Here is an 18,579-nt window from a genome sequence, read left to right on the forward strand (position 1 = left end):
ATCGTCGATAAAATGAATCTTCCGCTGATATATTGTATTTTTTCGCTGATAAAATAAATTTTCTACTTATAAATTGAAATCTTACACAGATAAAATAGAATTTCTGATAATATATTGTTTTTTGGAACGAATTACTTTTTGTAAATTATTCAATATTGCTGAAATTTGCTTTAAAATTAGAAAAAAATAGCGTCCAATAACAATAGATGGAGGATATTATAATGAAGCAACTAGTTAAAATGATTACCCTCCTGTTTGTTCTTTCATTAACATTCAGCTTAATGGGCTGCAATGCTACTCCTAATACATCTAAAGAACAATCAAAAAGTGTAAAAACAACAGAAACAACTAAAATAAAGAGTGAGATAGCTACTAAACCAGAAGGTTCTAAAGTAACCACTAATAAGCAAAAAGGTAGCAACGAGAATGTTTCAACCAAAGTAAGTCCAAAGCCACAAAATACGACTGCAACTGAGAAGCCAACCACAAATGTAGTGGTTAAAAACCAAACAACGCCTGCCTCCAAACAAACAGAGGCGGTTGTTCAAAAGAAAACAGCAACAGCTGCAACAAGTTCTACCCCAAAAACAAGTACAACATCAAAAGGTAGCCAGGTTCCGTTACCAACTGTCACGTTATCGATAACTGGTCCAAAGGATCATCGGGCGATCCTCGCTACATCAAGAGTAAACATTAAGGATGGCAACACCATCCTAGAAGTTCTTTTGAAGGCTACTCAAAAGAATGGAATCGATGTGGATTTTGACGGTAGTGGCTCAACTGCCTATGTTAACGGTATCGATAATTTCTACGAGTTTGATTATGGTCCCAAGAGTGGTTGGCTATTCAAACTAAATGGAATAAGCCTTACAAAAAGTATTGGTATAGTAAAAATAAAAGCGGGTGACCGGATTGAATGCTATTATACGGAATAATGTTTGGAGAAAAACCAATGTCAAACCGATTTGAGCGGTTTCACCCGCTAGTTTCATTTATGTTTTATGCTGGCTCTCTCTCACTTTTGATCCTGATGCTTCACCCCATCTTTTTATTAATAGGGTTTGTAGTTATTTTGGCAATCAACTACCATGATGATCGCTTAAGTGGCTTAAGGCGCTGGGTCATTTTTATTATGACAACAGGTTTATTGATCATTTTCTTTAATCCTCTATTTAATGAGAGAGGCCGCCATACATTATTTGAAATTGGACAGCACCGGTTTACGGTAGAAGCAGTTACCTACGGTGGAATGAGTGCATTTTCGATCATGGGTGTGATGGCACTATTTGTCTCATATAATGAAGTAATGACGCCGAATAAGCTCTTGTTTTTATTTTCAAAATTTATGCCACAGTTTGCGATCTTACTTATGCTAACGCTCCGATTTATTCCGTTGATGAGAAGGAGATTGGCAGAGATTTCAGCTATTCAAATGAGTAAGGGAATTTCAGTTCGAAACGGAAAGTGGAAATCAAGAGTAAAGGCGGGGATGCAATACGTTCAAGTATTGCTGACCTATTCGCTTGAAGAAGCCATTCAAACAGCTGATTCCATGAAAGCAAGGGGGTATGGGCGAGGAAAGCAGCGCTCATCCTATGAATATTTTCGATTTCAAAAAAAGGATGGTATAGCACTTCTATACTTGGTTGTGTTATTTGTCCTTATCCTGATCGGTCGGTTTTTGGGATACGGATTATTAAACGTATATCCACTGATGGAATCGTGGCGGTTTACTAGTATGGATACTGCTTGCCTTATCACCTATTTATTATTTTTGTGTTTTCCACTTTTGGTTGAAATGGGAGGGATGAACCGGTGGCGTATATCGAATTGAACAATATTTCATTTACCTATCCGGATGCATCACAGCCAGCCATTAGGAATCTTTCCCTTCAAATTGAAAAAGGTCAATTTGTTGTGCTTTTTGGTTCTTCAGGCTCCGGGAAAAGTACACTTTTACGATTATTGAAAAAAGAAATACAACCACATGGAAATCTCTCGGGTACTATTCATGTGAACGGACGACCCTTGCAAGAGAAAAATGAGATTGGCTTTGTTTTTCAAGATCCAGAAAACCAGGTTGTGGCAGACGATGTTCTCCATGAGATTGTGTTTGGGCTGGAGAACCTGGGGCTTTCCACTAACGAAATGCGTAGTCGGGTGGCTGAAATGGTCCACTTTTTTGGGGTTGAGTCTCTATTGCTTCGAAAAACGCATGAGCTTTCTGGAGGGAAAAAACAGCAAATCAATCTTGCTTCTGTCCTCCTTATGCAACCTGATATTTTATTGTTGGATGAACCAACTGCCCAATTAGATCCGGTCAGTTCCAGGGAACTATTAGACATGCTCATAAGACTAAACGATGAATTCGGGATGACGATTATCCTTGCCGAGCATCGTCTCGAGGAAGTTTTTACTGTTGCCGATAAAATTATCATGATGGAAAAGGGGACAATTTTGATTGAAGGGGATCCTAGAGATGTCTTAGAAGAAGTCTGGAATTCTCCCAATAAAGCTTATGTACCAAGCATTCCCTCATTATTTTTTCAAAAGAATGGACAGGGGAGTGTTCCGTTAACGGTAAAGGAAGGGAAAAAGTGGATTCGTAATGGGATCAACTTGGAAAAAGAGAAAAAAACTCAGGTTTCCTTCGAAGAAGAATGTATGAAAGCTAAAAATATTTTTTTTCGCTATGAAAAGAAAAGTGATTTTATTCTGAACGAACTAGATTTTTCCCTTCATAAAGGTGAATTTTATGCTCTCTTAGGCGGAAATGGATCAGGAAAATCGACCCTTCTAAAAATAGTCGGAGGCATGTTAAAACCTGAACAAGGCAAGATTCACTTTGAAAAAAAGGACTCGAAAAGGGATCAAACTATCGGTTACTTACCGCAAAATCCTAAGCTATTTTTTATCCAAGATACGGTAGGAAAAGAAATTCAAGATACGATTGAAAAATGGGGTGGTGAGGCTGAACAGCTTCTAGAGGATCTTGGAATTGCGCATTTAGTGAATTGCCATCCCTATGACTTAAGCGGAGGGGAGTTGCAAAAGACTGCCCTTGCTTGTTTGCTTTTAAGAAAGCCGGAAATTTTATTGTTGGATGAGCCTACAAAAGGATTAGATCCGATTTCAAAGGAAAATTTAGCGAAGATACTTAACAGACTTAATGCAGATGGAGTGACTATTTTAATGTCGACTCATGACATTGAATTTGCTGCACAATATGCGTCAAAATGTGGGATGATGTTTCAAGGAAAGATTACTTCAGAGGATCACCCGGAAAACTTCTTTAAAGGTAATTTCTTCTACACCACAATGACTCAAAGACTTTTCCGTCATGTGGACATGGTAGAAGAGGCGGTCCAACCATGCGAGTCATAAAGGTTGTATTCCTCTTCCTGCTAATCATTGGTGTATTAGTATTATCCTTCTTGCGCCCAGACGACTATCTGTGGCTTAGTTTCATTCTTGCCCTTTTTTCGATTGTATTCTTACTGATTCGCTTTGAGCGGAGAAAAATGGAAGCAAGGGAATTGGTCTTGCTTGCTATTTTAGCATCCATTGCTGCTGTGGGGAGAATTCCGTTTGCAAGTATTCCCAGTGTCCAACCAACCACTTTTGTGATTATGATGTCTGGTTATGTTTTCGGTGCAGAAAGTGGTTTTATTATTGGATCTGTTGCTGCCCTTGCTTCAAATATGATTCTTGGGCAAGGACCATGGACACTTTGGCAAATGGTTGCTTGGGGATTGGTTGGCTATTCAGCTGGATTGATGCAGAAAACCAAACTAATGAATACAACATGGGGAAGAATTATTTTTGGCATCATCTGGGGCTTTTTATTTGGGTGGATCATGAATATTTGGGGCCTATTTGCCTTTACTCAAGGTGGAAATGCTGTCAATATGAAATCATTGCTAACTTACTTTGCAGGAAGCGCCCTATTTGATAGTATGCACGCACTCTCAAATGTTTTCTTTTTGATTGTATTTGGGAATAATTGGTTAAAAATCTTAACCCGTTTTAAGCGGAAATATGGTTTACTTGAATAAATGAATATCTAATATTAACTCCTACGCGTTTTAGGTAGGAGTTTTGTTGTATTTTTTTGAATAAAAGGACGTAAAAAAATTAATTCCCATCTATTTAAATACATCAATTGGTATATTAAACCAATTAAATAAAAAGACAATCCATATAATTGATACAGTCCACGCATAAGGAGGATTTTTAAAGTGAATTCTCAGAATCACAAACATAGCGATATTGAATAAAATAGACCAGCCCATGTTCCAGCCATGATAGTGGTTTATTAAATTGAGATAGTTTAAATTAATAAATTCTTTTGCGCTAAAAAGGAAAACCCAAATAGCAACCCAGATAATTTGCTTCCACCAAACACGAGGATAATGGCCAAGATAAATAAGAATGGTTACAGGGTATATAATGGTCATTACCATAAGATCAATGGCAAAATGACCAATTAATATTTTTTGTCCAAAAAATACTTCTTGGAAGGCCCACATCCGATGGTTATGGAGTAAAGCATTTTTTAAAAGATCACCACCGATTAAAAATAAAATTGTCGGATAGTAGTCCCGCCAATTTTTCCAGTCCCCCCATTTTATACCTGCTAACAAAAATAAAAAACAATAGATAAAATGCATTTTATCCCTCTTTATCATTTAACAATAGTGGCCAGAATATCGTTAATTATTTTGGTGAAGGCAAGGAAAAAAGTTTCATTCATTCTTTTCGCGAATGGAATAATGATTACTAGTTTTCATAACATATTTTTCCTTATTGTTCACTAATTGCAAATAAAAATACAAAAAATAGCAATAAAGAAGCACTCCATAAATGGAGTGCTACTGTTTGAAGCCTTGTAGCTTTTCAACTAGTAAATGAACAGCTCTACCTAAATTATTTATCGCCTGACTAAAGCCCTTTTTCCAGGCAGGGGCCTGTTCCTTAATTGTTGCGCCAATTTTTTTGGCGTTATCATTTAATTCTTTACTAATTTTCTCAGCTTGTTCTTTAATATCTTTCCTTGTTTTGCCCTTTCCGGCAAGTTGTGTATTAATAGACTCCACATCAAAATCCTTATGGGATACAAACTTTGTTGATGTTTTCATGATCTCGCCAAAAATCGGAACAACATTTGATGAACTGTTACTTGGGAGATAATGCTCACGGTCTGTATGGTCATACCCAATCCAGATCGCCCCAACAAGGTCTGAAGTATAACCAACCATCCATTGATCTTTCGTACCATTAAGATCTGAATAGGGTAGCTGGGTCGATCCAGTTTTACCAGCCATTTGAACACCAGTGATTTTGGCCCGTTTCCCTGTTCCAGATTCTACAACGTTCAAGAGCATTGAAGTCATATCGTCTGCAACAGACTTAGATGTTACCTTCGTTGTTTTTTGCTTGTGTTCTGCAATAATTTTCCCAGTTGGCCCAACTACTTTTGTAATAAGGTGACTGTCATTACGCTTTCCTCCATTCGGAAAAGCAGAAAATGCATCGGCCATTTCAAGTGGGGAAACACCTTTATTCATTCCACCAAGGGCAAGTGCTAAATTCTCATCCGCTTTTTCAATTGGAATACCAAACCGCTTTACTGAATCTATGCCCTTATTTAACCCGACTTTATTTAAAAGCCATACGGCAGGAATATTTAATGATTCTTCCAATGCCTTATACATTGGTACAGTTCCTTCATATGATCTAGAATAATTTTCCGGTTTGTAGTTTCCAAATGAGATAGGTTTATCGACGAGTTCAGTAGAATAATCATATCCTTCCTCAAGTGCAGGTGTGTAAACGGCCAGTGGCTTCATGGTTGAACCAGGCTGTGCCATTAGTTGTGTTGCTCGGTTAAAGCCTCGGAAGACATGTTCCCCTCTGCCACCAACAAGGGCTCGAACTCCGCCTGTTTTAGGGTCCATCAAAACGGAACCACTTTGGACAAGTGTACCGTCACTGCCATTTGGGAAAAGATAATTGCGATTATAAACCTTTTCAAGACCTGCCTGGATGTTTTGATCCAATTCAGTATATATCCGGTACCCTCTTGTTAAAATTTCATCCTGAGTCAACCCATATTTTGAAATGGCCTCATTTAAAACCGCATCAACATAGTAGGGATATTTCCGATCAACATAACTACCACCGCCATTATGAAGATGGATTTTTTCGTGCTTTGCTTCTTTATATTGCACATTTGTGATCATGCCAAGTTCTTTCATTTTAGCTTAAACAACATTTCTGCGCTTCATAGCTAAATCATAATTATGATACGGATCAAGATAATTCGGAGCATGCAAGAGACCTGCTAGCATCGCAGCTTCACTAATCGAAAGATGCCGAATGTTCTTATCAAAATATTTTTTTGAGGCATTGCCAATTCCCCATGCCCCAGCTCCAAAATAAACCTGATTAACATACATTTGGAGGATTTCATCTTTTGAATAAACTTTTTCCATTTTAACGGCCAAAAACAACTCTTCCGCTTTGCGCTGATAGGTTTGTTCTGGAGAGAGCAAAGCATTTTTTGCCAATTGCTGTGTGAGAGTGCTTCCGCCACCCGTGATCCTACCAGCTAGTAAATTATGAAAAAATACTCGTGCAATCCCTTTAACATCAAAGCCGCCATGCTGATAGAAGCGTTCATCCTCAATTGCTACAACAGCATTTGGGACGTACTTTGGCACATCTTTAATAGAAATACCAGTCGTCCGGTTTGTCGCAACATTGCTGGCAATATCACCATCTTTATCGTAAATTACGGTCGGTTGGCTTAAGCCCTTTTTAAGAGATTGAACATTTGCACGGCTCGCAAGCCAGGCAAAATAAACAATCGTTAGTAAAAAAACGACAAGAACTATTAATAAGAGTATTTGTGTTAAATGTCTGTTTTTCCAAAAACGTTTGACCATATCCCAATATGGAGTAAATCGTCCCATGTCTATCTCCTTACTTTCAACAAATAATTGCAACATTATTCATTATAATTTTTTTTTGAAAAAAAAACCAACAAAGTGTAGTGGTACCGTTCAATCGGGCTCCGCAGAAAATATAGAAAATTTGCCGAGAATAAGGATAAAGAAGTTGTAGGTTATCATTTTTGCGGGCATTAATGTATGATGAACCTAATTAAGCTTTTTTCCTTTTACTTTACTAATTCATAACTAAGATATATTATTATTTTAATAAAATAAAACTACTAGGGGTGCCTGCTTGCTGGGCTGAGAGAAAAGTGAAACCGCTTTTTAACCCTCTGGACCTGATCTGGATGATACCAGCGTAGGAAAGTAGTGGGAAAAATATTTTTTCAACTACTCATGCAGTCAGGTCCTTAGTGGACCTGGCTTTTTATTTTTTTGCTAATCAGAATTTATATCGATAGATTCTGCTAGCGAATAAGGGCAACTACGCCTAATCATCGCCCTTAGGGGCTTGCCAATCGGCTAGTTTTCTTTAGCTAATCAGAATTTATATCCATAAATTCTGCTAGCGCATAAGGGCAACTAAGCCTCTGTCATCGCCCTTAGGGGCTTGCCAATCGGCTAGTTTTCTTTATGGAAGTATATAAATAAATGGAGGTATTTTAATGGAAAATACAATGGTGTATAAATTATTGCAGAAGGTTAAGAACGATAATCCGCTCGTTCATAATATTACAAATGTTGTTGTGACCAATTTTACTGCTAACGGGCTTCTAGCGCTTGGAGCATCACCAGTAATGGCTTATGCTGCCGAAGAAGTTGCAGATATGGCTAAAATAGCAGGGGCCCTTGTTTTAAATATTGGTACTTTAAACCGTGATGTAGTTGAGTCATGTCTGATAGCAGGAAAATCTGCAAATGCAAATAATGTACCTGTTATTTTTGATCCAGTTGGTGCTGGGGCAACATCATACCGCACCGAATCAGCAAAGAAAATTCTTGAAGAAGTAAATATATCTGTTATCCGTGGAAATGCAGCGGAAATTGCTAATGTTGCCGGGTACCAAGCTACTATCAAAGGTGTTGATGCAGGTGAGACACAAGTGAATACGGTTGAACTTGCGATTTTAACAGCGAAAAAATTAAATACGATTGTTGTAATAACAGGTAAAGAAGATGTGATTTCTGATGGAAACCGTACATTTGTTGTTCGTAACGGACACCCAGCCCTTACAAAAGTTACGGGAACAGGTTGTTTACTAACTTCTGTGATTGGCGCTTTTGCAGCTGTTGAAAAGGACTTGATTTTGGCCTCAGTTGCTGCACTAACATTTTACGGGGTTGCTGCAGAGTTTGCAGCCAAAAAAATAGGGGATCAAGGTCCGGGTAGTTTCCAAATAGAGTTTCTAAACCAGCTTTCAAAGGTAACTGAAGCCGAATTAAACCAACATGGAAATTTTGAAAAAGTGGAGTAGTGAGAGATATGAGCATAGCTAAAGCATTAACCATCGCAGGATCTGATAGTGGTGGCGGTGCGGGCATTCAAGCAGACTTAAAGACCTTCCAAGAGTTAGGGGTCTTTGGCATGTCGGCAATCACAGCTGTTACCGCCCAAAATACACTTGGTGTCCAGGCAGTATTTCCAATGACCGCTGAGGCTGTTGTCAGCCAAATAGAGTCAATTGGAGATGATATCGGGGTGGATGCATTGAAAACTGGGATGCTTTTTAATGCAGAAATCATCGAGGCTGTTTCGGAAAAAATAAACAAATATAAGTGGAAAAAAGTTGTTGTCGATCCGGTTATGATCGCCAAAGGTGGCGCGTCCTTGCTCCAAACAGAAGCAATATTCGCCTTAAAAAAATTCCTGTTACCAATTTCGATGATCATCACGCCAAACATTCCAGAAGCGGAAGTGTTAACCGGAATGGTAATCAGGACATTAGATGATAAAAAGGAAGCTGCAATGCGACTGCTTGACTTAGGTGTTCAAAATGTTGTAATAAAAGGCGGACATGATGAGAATTCCGATGAAGCTGTTGATGTTTTATATGATGGAAAGGAATTTACTTATTTTACAAGTAACCGAATTCCTACTAAAAATACGCATGGCACTGGCTGTACATTTTCGGCTGCACTTACAGCAGAAATAGCAAAAGGTGTAAGTCTTAATGAAGCGGTGTCGACAGCGAAAAACTTTATTCAGGCAGCAATTGAAGATGATTTAAAACTTGGTGGCGGGCATGGGCCAACAAACCACTGGGCTTATAATCGAAAAAGGGGTCGTTACTAAGTGGCAAGAATGGATGCTGAAATGTTAAGAGCGGCATTAAAGGTTTATTTTATTTTTGGAAGTACAAACTGTTTAAAAAATCCTGTCGATGTTTTAGAAGAAGCCATTGCTGGTGGGATCACTATTTTTCAATTCCGTGAAAAAGGAAAAGGTGCTTTAGAAGGCGCAAAAAAAGTAGAATTGGCAAAAGAATTACAAAAAATATGCCGTGAAAAAGGAATTCCATTTATCGTGAATGATGATATTGAACTTGCGGTAGAAATCGATGCTGACGGGGTGCATATTGGTCAAGATGATGAACCAGTTGAGAATGTTCGGAAACGACTTGGTAATAAAATTCTTGGAGTTTCCACACATTCTGTTGAAGAAGCAAAGGCAGCGATAGCCTGTGGTGCAGATTATTTAGGATTGGGTCCTGTTTTTCCCACTTCCACAAAAGAGGATGCAAAAGCAGTGCAAGGAACATCGTTGATTCAGGATTTACGGGCAAAAGGGTTTGACATTCCGGTTGTGGGAATTGGTGGAATTACCGTTAACAATGCTCATTCCGTCATGAAAGCAGGGGCGGATGGGGTAGCAGTGATCACAGCGATCAGCCATGCAGAGAAAATCACCGAAACAACCAAGTCATTAAGAAATAATGTATTATAAGCCGATTGGGGAGCCCCTAAGGGCGATGATTAGGCGTAGTTGCACTTATACGCTAGCAGAATTTATGGATATAAATTCTGATTAGCTAAAGATAAGCCATCCTGGAAATGTGACAGGTTGGCTTTTTTTTACCTATTTTTTCTTATTTGTGAGACTGCTCGAATATTTGCCAACATCTATAAAAGATGGTTCAAACAAATGTGCTTCATGGAGGAGATCAATTAATTCTTGTTGGTGCTTTTTGCTATTTTTGATGCGTTTTGCCCCTTTTTCACCAATAAAGTGCCGTACCGAATCGTTCGTCTCGAATCGTTTTTTATGGTTTGGTTCTTCATAAAGGACTTTAAACCAGGATTCTGTCTTTAGTTTCTCTATTTCTGTGTTTATTCGCTTTTTACTAGGGTTGGAACTTCTATCAAACAACATATACAAAAAGAATTCACCAATAAATTCAAATAAAAATGAAAAGAATCCTTCTAACATAATCTACCATCCTTAATTAGGATTTTTATCCATTATATATTCAAATTGAAAGAAATGGTAGAAAATCATATTTATTTACTTTTCAGAAAAAAATTGGTTTACTAAATAAGTAAATAATCAGGTAATGAGGTACTTTATGCTTAAAATAAAAAGGTATATCGGACAGTTTCACCCAATTGTATGGGTATTATTAATTGGAACGGTGTTAGCAAGAGGCTCTGCATTTATGACGCTCCCTTTTCTATCAATCTATCTATCTCGAAATATGGATCTTTCACCAATGATTATCGGGCTAACGGTTGGAATGAGCCCATTAATGGGAACGGTTGGTGGATTTATCGGTGGGCATTTGTCTGACCGATACGGCCGTAAGCGGGTAATGTTACTTTCCATTTTTACATTAGCAATCGTATTTTATTGTTTTACTCTAGCAAAAAGCCAAGGATGGTTTATCTTATTAAATGCCTTAAACGGACTTTGCAACTCTTTTTTTGAGCCAACAAGTCAGGCATTAATGGGTGATGTAACGGATCAGAAAAAGAGGATGAAAGTTTATTCGTTACGGTATACAGCCATAAATGTAGGTGCCTCGGTAGGGCCATTATTAGGCGCGTATTTTGCCAATCATTCAGCAAAATTATCATTTATTATAACGGCTTCTACTTATTTCATTTATGCAATTGTCCTGGTTTATTTTATGAATCGAATTGTGATCACTCCAAATGAACAAACGAAAAAAACTGTTTCCTTTCGTGATGCTTTTTCGATTGTAAAAAGGGATCGAGCACTTCGTTATCTAATTTTAGGGATAATTTTAGTGAATATCGGATATGTTCAAATTGATTCAAACCTTCCACAACATTTAGCACATACACTTAAGGATGGTGTGGTTATCTTTTCAATCTTATTATCGATTAATGCAATCATGGTTGTTATCTTACAAATGCCTATAAGTCATTTTGCTGAAAAATTCAAACCGATGCAAACGATGGTAGTTGGAGCAATACTGATCGCTGCCGGACTTACCGGTTTTAGCTTTGTTAATGGCTGGGTCATTGCGATTCTCTTTATTTTTCTTGTAACTCTCGGAGAAATTCTTATCTTTCCAGCAAATAGCATTCTAATTGACCAATTGGCTCCAGACCATTTACGGGGAACTTATTTTGGGGCAGGTCAATTCCGGAAAATTGGTAGTTTTGTCGGTCCGATCATTGGTGGTTACTTCTTAACTCATCTGGATGGTCAAAAGATGTTTTGGTTGATATCGATTATTACCCTGACAAGTATCTTTTTCTTTACAGTTGGAAATCGTGCACATGTGAAAAAATTGGAAACAAATGATGGGAGTACCATGTAGATCTCCTTTAAAAAATACTTGTTTTTAGCTCATTCATGAAAAACAGTGGGGCAAAAATCTATAGAGTAGTTTACCCTAGTTAAAAAAATAGCAACCCCCCCCATAAAATTTAAGCTATTTTCGAATGTATAGTTAGATTATGTTTAAAAGGGGACATCTAGATGTTACAAACAATAATAAAAAAGAGTCAAGCTAAGAAGATTGAAAGCAGCTATACAAGCATCAATTTTGCTGATGCATTTACGAAAGTAAAAAATAAAAGTGTTGAACAATTTGCTCACTTTAAGGAAACATATAAAGAAACGATGGAACAAAAACTACATATTATGCAAAAAATTGACGGAATTTCAATATGGAAAATTAATAGCAAGTTAAATCGTCTTGCTGTAAGAGGAATTTCAAACGAAGTTTTAAAAAAAGGCATCATCACGATCCCATTGCCTGCGAAGCAATCAATTGAACCCATTTCATCATTGCAAAAGACATTTATCGAAAAAACAATTGATGAATTAGAAGGCTTTGAAAACCTAAGATTAAGCCATTTCTACAACTACAAACCAACCTACATAGAAAAAAAGACATTAACCGAAATAACTAGATGGATTGAGATTGAAATCTCGGATCTATAAGGCATCTTTAGCCGAATGAGTGGTTAATGAAGACTACTTTTGAATGTTTTTTAACGAGTTTGGTCCTTCATAGAGTTGATGAAGGACCTTTTGCCTGCTCTATTAACGAGTTTGGTCCTTCATAGGGTAGATGAAGGCCCATTTGCTTGTTTTATTAACGAGTTTGGTCCTTCATCGGGTAGATGAAGGCCCATTTGCTTGTTTTATTAACGAGTTTGGTCCTTCATCGGGTAGATGAAGGCCCATTTGCTTGTTTTATTAACGAGTTTGGTCCTTCATCGGGTAGATGAAGGCCCATTTGCTTGTTCTATTAACAAGTTTGGTCCTTCATAAGGTTGATGAAGGACCACTTGCTTGTTTTATTAACGAGTTTGGTCCTTCATAAGGTTGATGAAGGCCCATTTGCTTGTTTTATTAACGAGTTTGGTCCTTCATAGGATTGATGAAGGCTCATTTGCCTGTTTTTTAAGTTTTTCTTCACATTCTCAGAACTACTTACACGAAAGTATTTTTTATTTAAACTGCAGTTTGCTAGAATAAGGTATAATACCCGCTATTTCACTAACAAAGCAGGTTACTAAAAACAGTGCGTGAAAGGGATTGAGGGAATGAAAGCAGTAATTGTAACGGAATTTGGTGGACCTGAATTTTTAAGATACGAAGAAGTTAGCATTCCTACAATAGAAAAAAATGAAGTGTTAATAAGAGCTGTTAAGACAAGCGTTAATTTTGCAGATATTAAATCTAGGTACGGCAAAAAAGGTGTTAAACTGCCGTTTATTCCTGGTATTGATGTAGCGGGATATGTTGAAAAAATAGGTTCAGATGTAGCCCACCTAAGAGTAGGACAAAGGATTATAGCATTTCCTAAAAATGGTTCATATGCAGAATACGTTGTGGCATCTGATCAATTAGTTTTTCCTATACCAGACGAATTGGATTTTAAAACAGCAGCAGCATGCCCCATTGTATCTTTTTTGTCGCATAGATTACTTTACAATATTGCTAGAATTCAAAAGGGCGAGTCGGTATTGGTTCATGCTGCCGCTGGAGGTGTCGGAACCACAGCAATGCAACTAGCAAAAATAATGGGAGCAGACAAAGTTATTGGTACCGTTGGGAGTAAAGACAAAATAAAAACTGCAGAAGAAAGTGGAGCTGATTATGTAATATGTTATGAGGAAGAAGATTTTGTAACAAAAGTTAATGAAATTACTAGTGGGAACGGCGCAGACATAATATTAGACTCACTCTCTGGTTCAGTCACAGAAAATAGTTTAAATTGCTTAGCTCCTTATGGGAGATTAATTCATTTTGGTAATTCAAGTGGCAAAGTAGGAAAAATTAAAACCGTTGATTTGCATTCTAGTTGTAGAGCTGTTCTTGGTTTTAGTTTAGGCACAACAAGGAAGCTAAAACCGCATTTATTAAAAGAAACTGCTGAAGAGGTTATTCCTTACTTGGTTAATAAGCAATTAAAGATAAAAATAGGCCATGAATATCCACTTAGTGATGTAGCGAAAGCGCATAATCTAATAGAAAAAAGGGTAAACAAAGGCAAAATAATCTTGAACATTGAATAGAAGAAAGCTAATTGAACCTTGCCTTCGTTTACGATAATTAATATAGTGAGGGATCACCAATCCTTTGTTGACAACAAAAAACGCTTGGATCGATTTTAAACTGCACCCCAACCTGGTGAGGTTGAGTCCAACAAGTGGTGTAGTTCATTGATCCGAGCGTTTTTATCTGTAAATGAATATTTATTTCAATAAGTAAACTTCTAGCTAATTACTCCACACATTTTTCATAAATGATTTGAATCTTTATTTACCTCAAAATATCTTCAATTCTCGTCAAAGTTTCTTCATTCAGCTTCACACCTGATGCTTTTACATTTTCCTCTAATTGCTCTGGCCGACTCGCACCGACTAAGGCACTTGCAACATTGCTTTGTCGTAAAATCCAAGCAAGGGCAAGTTGAGCAAGAGTTAGTTCGTTATTAGATGCAACCTCTTTTAACAATTCCACTTTATCGAGATTTTCATCTGTTAACAAGCCAAATAAATTTCCATACTTTTCTTGAGCTGCACGGCTACCTACAGGAGCTTCAGCCCCTTTTTGATACTTACCAGTCAATAAACCTTGTGCAAGCGGGGACCAGACCACTTGGCCGATTCCATGTTTTTCACTGACAGGAAGGACTTCTTTTTCAATGTAACGTTGCATCATGCTATATTGCGGCTGGTTTACAACGATCCGATCAAGGAGCTTTTTATCAGCAAGATGAACGGCTTCTGTGATTTGCTCTGCAGTCCATTCACTAACACCGATATAAAGTACCTTTCCTTGGCGTACCAAGTCGTCAAGAGCTCTTAATGTTTCATCAAGTGGCGTTTCTGGGTCAAAACGGTGGCAATAATAAAGATCAACATAATCTGTGCCAAGCCGTTTCAGGCTTGCATGACATTGTTCAATTACATGCTTACGGGATAGACCGCGATCATTCGGGCCATCGCCCATCGGCCAAAACACTTTTGTAGCTAGCACGTAGGAATCACGGACATATTTTTTAAGAGCCTTTCCGACAACAATCTCAGCTTCTCCGCGCATATAAACATTTGCGGTATCGAAAAAGTTAATTCCTAAATCATACGCTTTATCAATTGACGCTGCTGCATTCTTTTCCTCAACATAACCACCATATGTAAGCCAACTGCCAAGGCTAATTTCACTTACTTTTAACCCTGTTTTTCCTAAGCGCCGATACTCCATTTTAGTCCCTCCCTGATATTTCGTAATACAAAATAAAAATACTACATATCAGGTCGCTCTGTCCACATTTAACTAACTAATAAATAGGTTTTTAGTAAAAACTTTGAATTTTTCTATTTACCCTTGTGGAGTTTTTTCCTTTTTTTCAGAAAAGACATAATTGCAGTTCCGGTTAGAAAAAAAGCGAATAGGAACAATACTGCATATTCGGATATTTCCATTACTTGAAATGGATTTGATTCTTTTTGGACCAAACTAAATAATTTGGTCCCCATTACTATGTCGATAGAAATAATGAGTGAAAGTAATCCGAACGCTAATAAAAAAGACACAAAAAGCAGTTTCAACACAATCACCCTCAAGGGTTTGCCAATCGGCAAGTTTTCTATATAGTGTTTCGTACTTCACGTTCCTTATTCATTAAGAATAGCTGCTTTGTTTGGCTAAATAAAAATACAAGTTAAAAATTGGATAAAAACGAACGCTTTGGTTAGTCTAACCAATAATGGAAGTAAAAAAATGGTTGTTTAATGGAAAAATGAAGAAAAAAGCGGTCATTATTGGTTTAGTAGCAATATTATGCTTGGTTTGAAAGTGAGGTAGTGTTATGTCGATCTTGTCTAAGTTATTTAAGAAGCAGCAAAAACCCAATCAAGACAATTATCGGCAAAAGCAAGATCCTACGAAACCGGAAGAATTACCAATCCAGAGAGATTATATGGATAATATCACTCGAATAAAAGAAGAGTTAGGTAATAGTACGGATGTTGCCTTCAGAGAGTTTTTTCTCCAAAATTACAAAGGAGTCGCAGTTTATATTGATGGATTGGCTAATAACAAAATGATCAGTGACTTTTTTATGGAATCGTTATTGAAAAAACAAGAAGAAATTCATTCGGATTCTTTCCAATATATAGTTGATAAAGTAACTAGTCTAGGAAATATAAAGATAATCAGTAATTGGGATCAAGTATATGAAGCATTATTATCAGGAAATACGCTTTTCTTTATTGGCGGATATACTAAAGCAATTAACGTTGAAACAAAAGGATGGGATAAACGGGCTATCACCGAACCGTCAACCCAATTATCGATAAGGGGCCCGAAGGATTCTTTTATCGAAACACTTCGTACGAATACGGCTTTAATAAGGCGCCGAATTAAAAGCCCTAATCTGTGGCTCGAAATGATGCAGATTGGTACTGTGACCCAAACAGACGTTGGAATTATGTATATCAAGGGTATTGTAAATGAAAAAATTGTTACTGAAGTAAAACAAAGATTAAGTCGAATCAATATGGATTCAATCCTAGATTCGGGTTATATCGAACAATTGATAGAAGACCAAACGATGACATCATTTCCAACCATTTATCATACGGAGAGACCTGACGTCGTATCCTCACAGCTTTTAGAAGGAAGGGTGGCTATTTTTGTCGATGGATCACCGTTTGTACTTACAGCACCAGCTGTCTTTATTCAATTTTTTCAGGCTGCCGATGATTATTATGCTAGGTTCGATATAGCTACTGGAATTCGACTATTAAGGCTCTTATCTTTTTTTATTGCACTAGTTGGACCAGCCCTTTATATTGCAGTAACTACCTTTCATCAGGAGATGATCCCAACCACCATGGTGATTGCCATCGCGGCCCAACGCGAAAATGTGCCTTTTCCAGCATTTGTTGAAGCTCTAATCATGGAAATTACATTTGAAATTTTAAGGGAAGCAGGATTAAGACTCCCTAGGGCTGTCGGTCAGGCTGTTTCCATTGTAGGGGCACTGGTTATTGGCCAAGCTGCCGTACAAGCAGGTTTTGTTTCTCCTGTTATGGTTATTGTCGTTGCGACAACAGCAATTGCTAACTTTTCAACACCATCATTTGCGATGGCTATTTCAGCAAGGCTACTTCGATTTGTTCTCATGGGGCTGTCAACTTTTTTGGGCTTTTATGGAATTATGCTTGGGGTTATGTTTATGACCATTCACTTATGTTCATTACGCTCATTTGGAGTCCCTTATATGGCACCATTAGCGCCATTTAATTTTATGCATCAGCAGGACGCGCTTGTACGCTTTCCAGTATGGGCTTTAAAAAATAGGCCAGAATTGATTAGCAAAGGAAATCTAAGAAGGACAGGACCGGATCAGAGGCCCGAACCCCCTAAGCAAAATGACGAAGTTGCAACCGGTTCGAAAAAAGGTGATCAATCATGAAACAAACGATTGTTTTGGTTCTATTACTACTTAACTCGCTTCCATTACTTAGCGGATGTTGGAATCAAAAAGAATTGACCGATTTAGCCATCGTTATAGCGATGGGGGTTGATAAGGGGAAGGATAAACGTTTTGATGTAACATTCCAGCTTGTAAACCCAGGAAATGTTTCATCAGGGCAAAATGGAGGTGGTCAAGGGCTACCGATTGCTGTATATAAAAGTTCCGGAGATACATTAACCGAAGCAGCAAGAAATGCAACCAAAAAAATTTCACGGCGGTTATATTATGCACATGCAAATTTACTCGTTATCAGTGAAGAGCTTGCAAGAGAAGGAATATTGAATATAATAGATGCCCTCGAGAGGGATCCTGAATTTCGAACGACAACAGAAATGATTATCGCAAAGGATACGACAGCTGAGGAAGTAGTCACAACCCTGACGATTCTAGATAAATTGCCAGTTACTAAGATAACAAAGGAACTTCAAAATACTGAAAAAATGCTAGGTGAAAACATAGCGGTAAATATTGATGATTTTGTTGCTGGGCTTATCAGTACAGGAAAAAATCCAATTGTCAGTGGTTATATGGTATCTGGAGATAAACGTAAAGCAAGGAAAGCTGAAAATCTAACGCAAACAACTACAATGGCGTACCTTGAAGCGGATGGGTTAGCGTTATTTAAACATGGTAAATTGATTGGCTGGATGAAAAATAAAAAGGCAAGGGGAGTTGTTTGGGTCCTTAATAAAATAAAAAGCACGGATATAAATATCGATTGGAAAGGAAACAAGGCTGCGCTAAATATAACACCAATCAGATCAAAAACAAAAACTTCGGTTACATTTAAAAATGGGAAGCCCGCCTTCCAAGTACTAATAAAAGAAGAAAGTATAATTAGTGAAGTAAATACAGCCCTTAATCTAGACAGTCCTGATGAACTTCAAAAAATAGAAAAGAAAGTCGGAAGAGAAATTAAAAAACAAGTTCTTAGTTCGATAAAAGAAGCACAAAGGCAAAAATGTGATGTTTTCGGATTTGGTGAAAAGGTGCATCTAGCTAATCATAAACTGTGGAATAAAATGAAAAATAATTGGGATGAACTATTTGCAAGCGCAGAAGTAAGTGTAAAAGTGAAAGCATACAACCGTAGGGCTGGCGTTCGTAGAAATCCGTTTTGGGACGCAATGAATCAATAACCCTGAGAGAAAGGG

15 protein-coding genes, 1 pseudogene and 1 riboswitch are annotated in these 18,579 nt (G+C 37.6%); of the genes and pseudogenes, 12 read left to right on the forward strand and 4 right to left on the reverse strand.

What is annotated here, in order from left to right; translation table 11 throughout:
* Positions 1-221: 221 nt before the first annotated feature.
* Genes RCG20_RS20915 through RCG20_RS20930 form a run of 4 tightly spaced genes read left to right on the forward strand, consistent with a single transcriptional unit; the run spans position 222 to position 4,055 of the window.
* Positions 222-935: a DUF4430 domain-containing protein gene (locus RCG20_RS20915; protein ID WP_308182062.1), complete on the forward strand. Its 714-nt coding sequence runs from the start codon at positions 222-224 to the stop codon at positions 933-935.
* A gap of 17 nt (positions 936-952) precedes the next feature.
* The gene (locus RCG20_RS20920) at positions 953-1,834 is read left to right on the forward strand and encodes an energy-coupling factor transporter transmembrane component T (RefSeq protein ID WP_308182063.1); all 882 of its coding nucleotides are present in this window, start codon (positions 953-955) and stop codon (positions 1,832-1,834) included.
* Positions 1,816-3,384 carry an ABC transporter ATP-binding protein gene (locus RCG20_RS20925; RefSeq protein WP_308182064.1) on the forward strand — a complete coding sequence of 523 codons (1,569 nt, stop codon included), beginning with the start codon at positions 1,816-1,818 and terminating at the stop codon, positions 3,382-3,384. The genes RCG20_RS20920 and RCG20_RS20925 overlap by 19 nt, the downstream gene beginning before the upstream one ends.
* Positions 3,372-4,055 carry an ECF transporter S component gene (locus RCG20_RS20930; RefSeq protein WP_308182065.1) on the forward strand — a complete coding sequence of 228 codons (684 nt, stop codon included), beginning with the start codon at positions 3,372-3,374 and terminating at the stop codon, positions 4,053-4,055. Before RCG20_RS20925 ends, RCG20_RS20930 begins: the two co-directional genes overlap by 13 nt.
* A 90-nt stretch (positions 4,056-4,145) precedes the next feature.
* On the opposite strand, the gene RCG20_RS20935 is transcribed toward RCG20_RS20930, so the two are convergent.
* Together RCG20_RS20935 and RCG20_RS20940 are read right to left on the reverse strand one after the other, a co-directional pair.
* Complete coding sequence (locus tag RCG20_RS20935) at positions 4,146-4,670, reverse strand: CBO0543 family protein (protein ID WP_308182066.1); 525 nt, start codon at positions 4,668-4,670, stop codon at positions 4,146-4,148.
* A gap of 201 nt (positions 4,671-4,871) precedes the next feature.
* Positions 4,872-6,974 (reverse strand): annotated as a pseudogene (locus RCG20_RS20940) (PBP1A family penicillin-binding protein).
* A gap of 252 nt (positions 6,975-7,226) precedes the next feature.
* Positions 7,227-7,338, forward strand: a riboswitch (TPP riboswitch).
* Between the two features lie 283 nt (positions 7,339-7,621).
* Between RCG20_RS20940 and thiM the strand changes: the two are divergent.
* From thiM to thiE, 3 genes are read left to right on the forward strand one after another with little or no spacing between them, the layout of a single operon-like run.
* Positions 7,622-8,431 carry a hydroxyethylthiazole kinase gene (gene thiM, locus RCG20_RS20950; RefSeq protein ID WP_308182069.1) on the forward strand — a complete coding sequence of 270 codons (810 nt, stop codon included), beginning with the start codon at positions 7,622-7,624 and terminating at the stop codon, positions 8,429-8,431.
* 8 nt (positions 8,432-8,439) lie between these two features.
* Positions 8,440-9,249, forward strand: coding sequence for a bifunctional hydroxymethylpyrimidine kinase/phosphomethylpyrimidine kinase (thiD, locus tag RCG20_RS20955; RefSeq protein ID WP_308182070.1), 810 nt, complete (start codon positions 8,440-8,442; stop codon positions 9,247-9,249).
* A gap of 9 nt (positions 9,250-9,258) precedes the next feature.
* Positions 9,259-9,900 carry a thiamine phosphate synthase gene (gene thiE / locus RCG20_RS20960; RefSeq protein WP_374120553.1) on the forward strand — a complete coding sequence of 214 codons (642 nt, stop codon included), beginning with the start codon at positions 9,259-9,261 and terminating at the stop codon, positions 9,898-9,900.
* Between the two features lie 132 nt (positions 9,901-10,032).
* Here the strand turns inward: thiE and RCG20_RS20965 are convergent, their stop codons facing one another.
* Positions 10,033-10,383, reverse strand: a complete 351-nt coding sequence (locus RCG20_RS20965; protein WP_308182072.1) for a hypothetical protein — start codon at positions 10,381-10,383, stop codon at positions 10,033-10,035.
* Between the two features lie 136 nt (positions 10,384-10,519).
* On the opposite strand from RCG20_RS20965, the gene RCG20_RS20970 reads away from it, so the two are divergent.
* The 3 genes from RCG20_RS20970 (at position 10,520) to RCG20_RS20980 (ending at position 13,952) form a co-directional block, all read left to right on the forward strand.
* Positions 10,520-11,740 (forward strand): MDR family MFS transporter, encoded by a 1,221-nt coding sequence (locus RCG20_RS20970; protein ID WP_308182073.1) that lies wholly within the window; start codon positions 10,520-10,522, stop codon positions 11,738-11,740.
* A gap of 161 nt (positions 11,741-11,901) precedes the next feature.
* Complete coding sequence (locus RCG20_RS20975) at positions 11,902-12,369, forward strand: hypothetical protein (protein ID WP_308182074.1); 468 nt, start codon at positions 11,902-11,904, stop codon at positions 12,367-12,369.
* Between the two features lie 608 nt (positions 12,370-12,977).
* Entirely contained in the window at positions 12,978-13,952 is a 975-nt protein-coding gene (locus RCG20_RS20980; protein WP_308182075.1) for a quinone oxidoreductase family protein, read from the forward strand.
* Between the two features lie 247 nt (positions 13,953-14,199).
* On the opposite strand, the gene RCG20_RS20985 is transcribed toward RCG20_RS20980, so the two are convergent.
* Positions 14,200-15,144: an aldo/keto reductase family protein gene (locus RCG20_RS20985; protein ID WP_308182076.1), complete on the reverse strand. Its 945-nt coding sequence runs from the start codon at positions 15,142-15,144 to the stop codon at positions 14,200-14,202.
* 607 nt (positions 15,145-15,751) lie between these two features.
* On the opposite strand from RCG20_RS20985, the gene RCG20_RS20990 reads away from it, so the two are divergent.
* Both RCG20_RS20990 and RCG20_RS20995 read left to right on the forward strand, forming a co-directional pair.
* A complete protein-coding gene (locus RCG20_RS20990) occupies positions 15,752-17,362 on the forward strand; it encodes a spore germination protein (protein ID WP_308182077.1) in 1,611 nt (536 codons plus the stop codon).
* Positions 17,359-18,564 (forward strand): Ger(x)C family spore germination protein, encoded by a 1,206-nt coding sequence (locus tag RCG20_RS20995; protein ID WP_308182078.1) that lies wholly within the window; start codon positions 17,359-17,361, stop codon positions 18,562-18,564. The genes RCG20_RS20990 and RCG20_RS20995 overlap by 4 nt, the downstream gene beginning before the upstream one ends.
* The last annotated feature ends 15 nt before the right edge of the window (positions 18,565-18,579 follow it).

This window comes from Neobacillus sp. PS3-40 (genome assembly GCF_030915485.1).
GTDB lineage: Bacteria > Bacillota > Bacilli > Bacillales > Cytobacillaceae > JAUZPL01.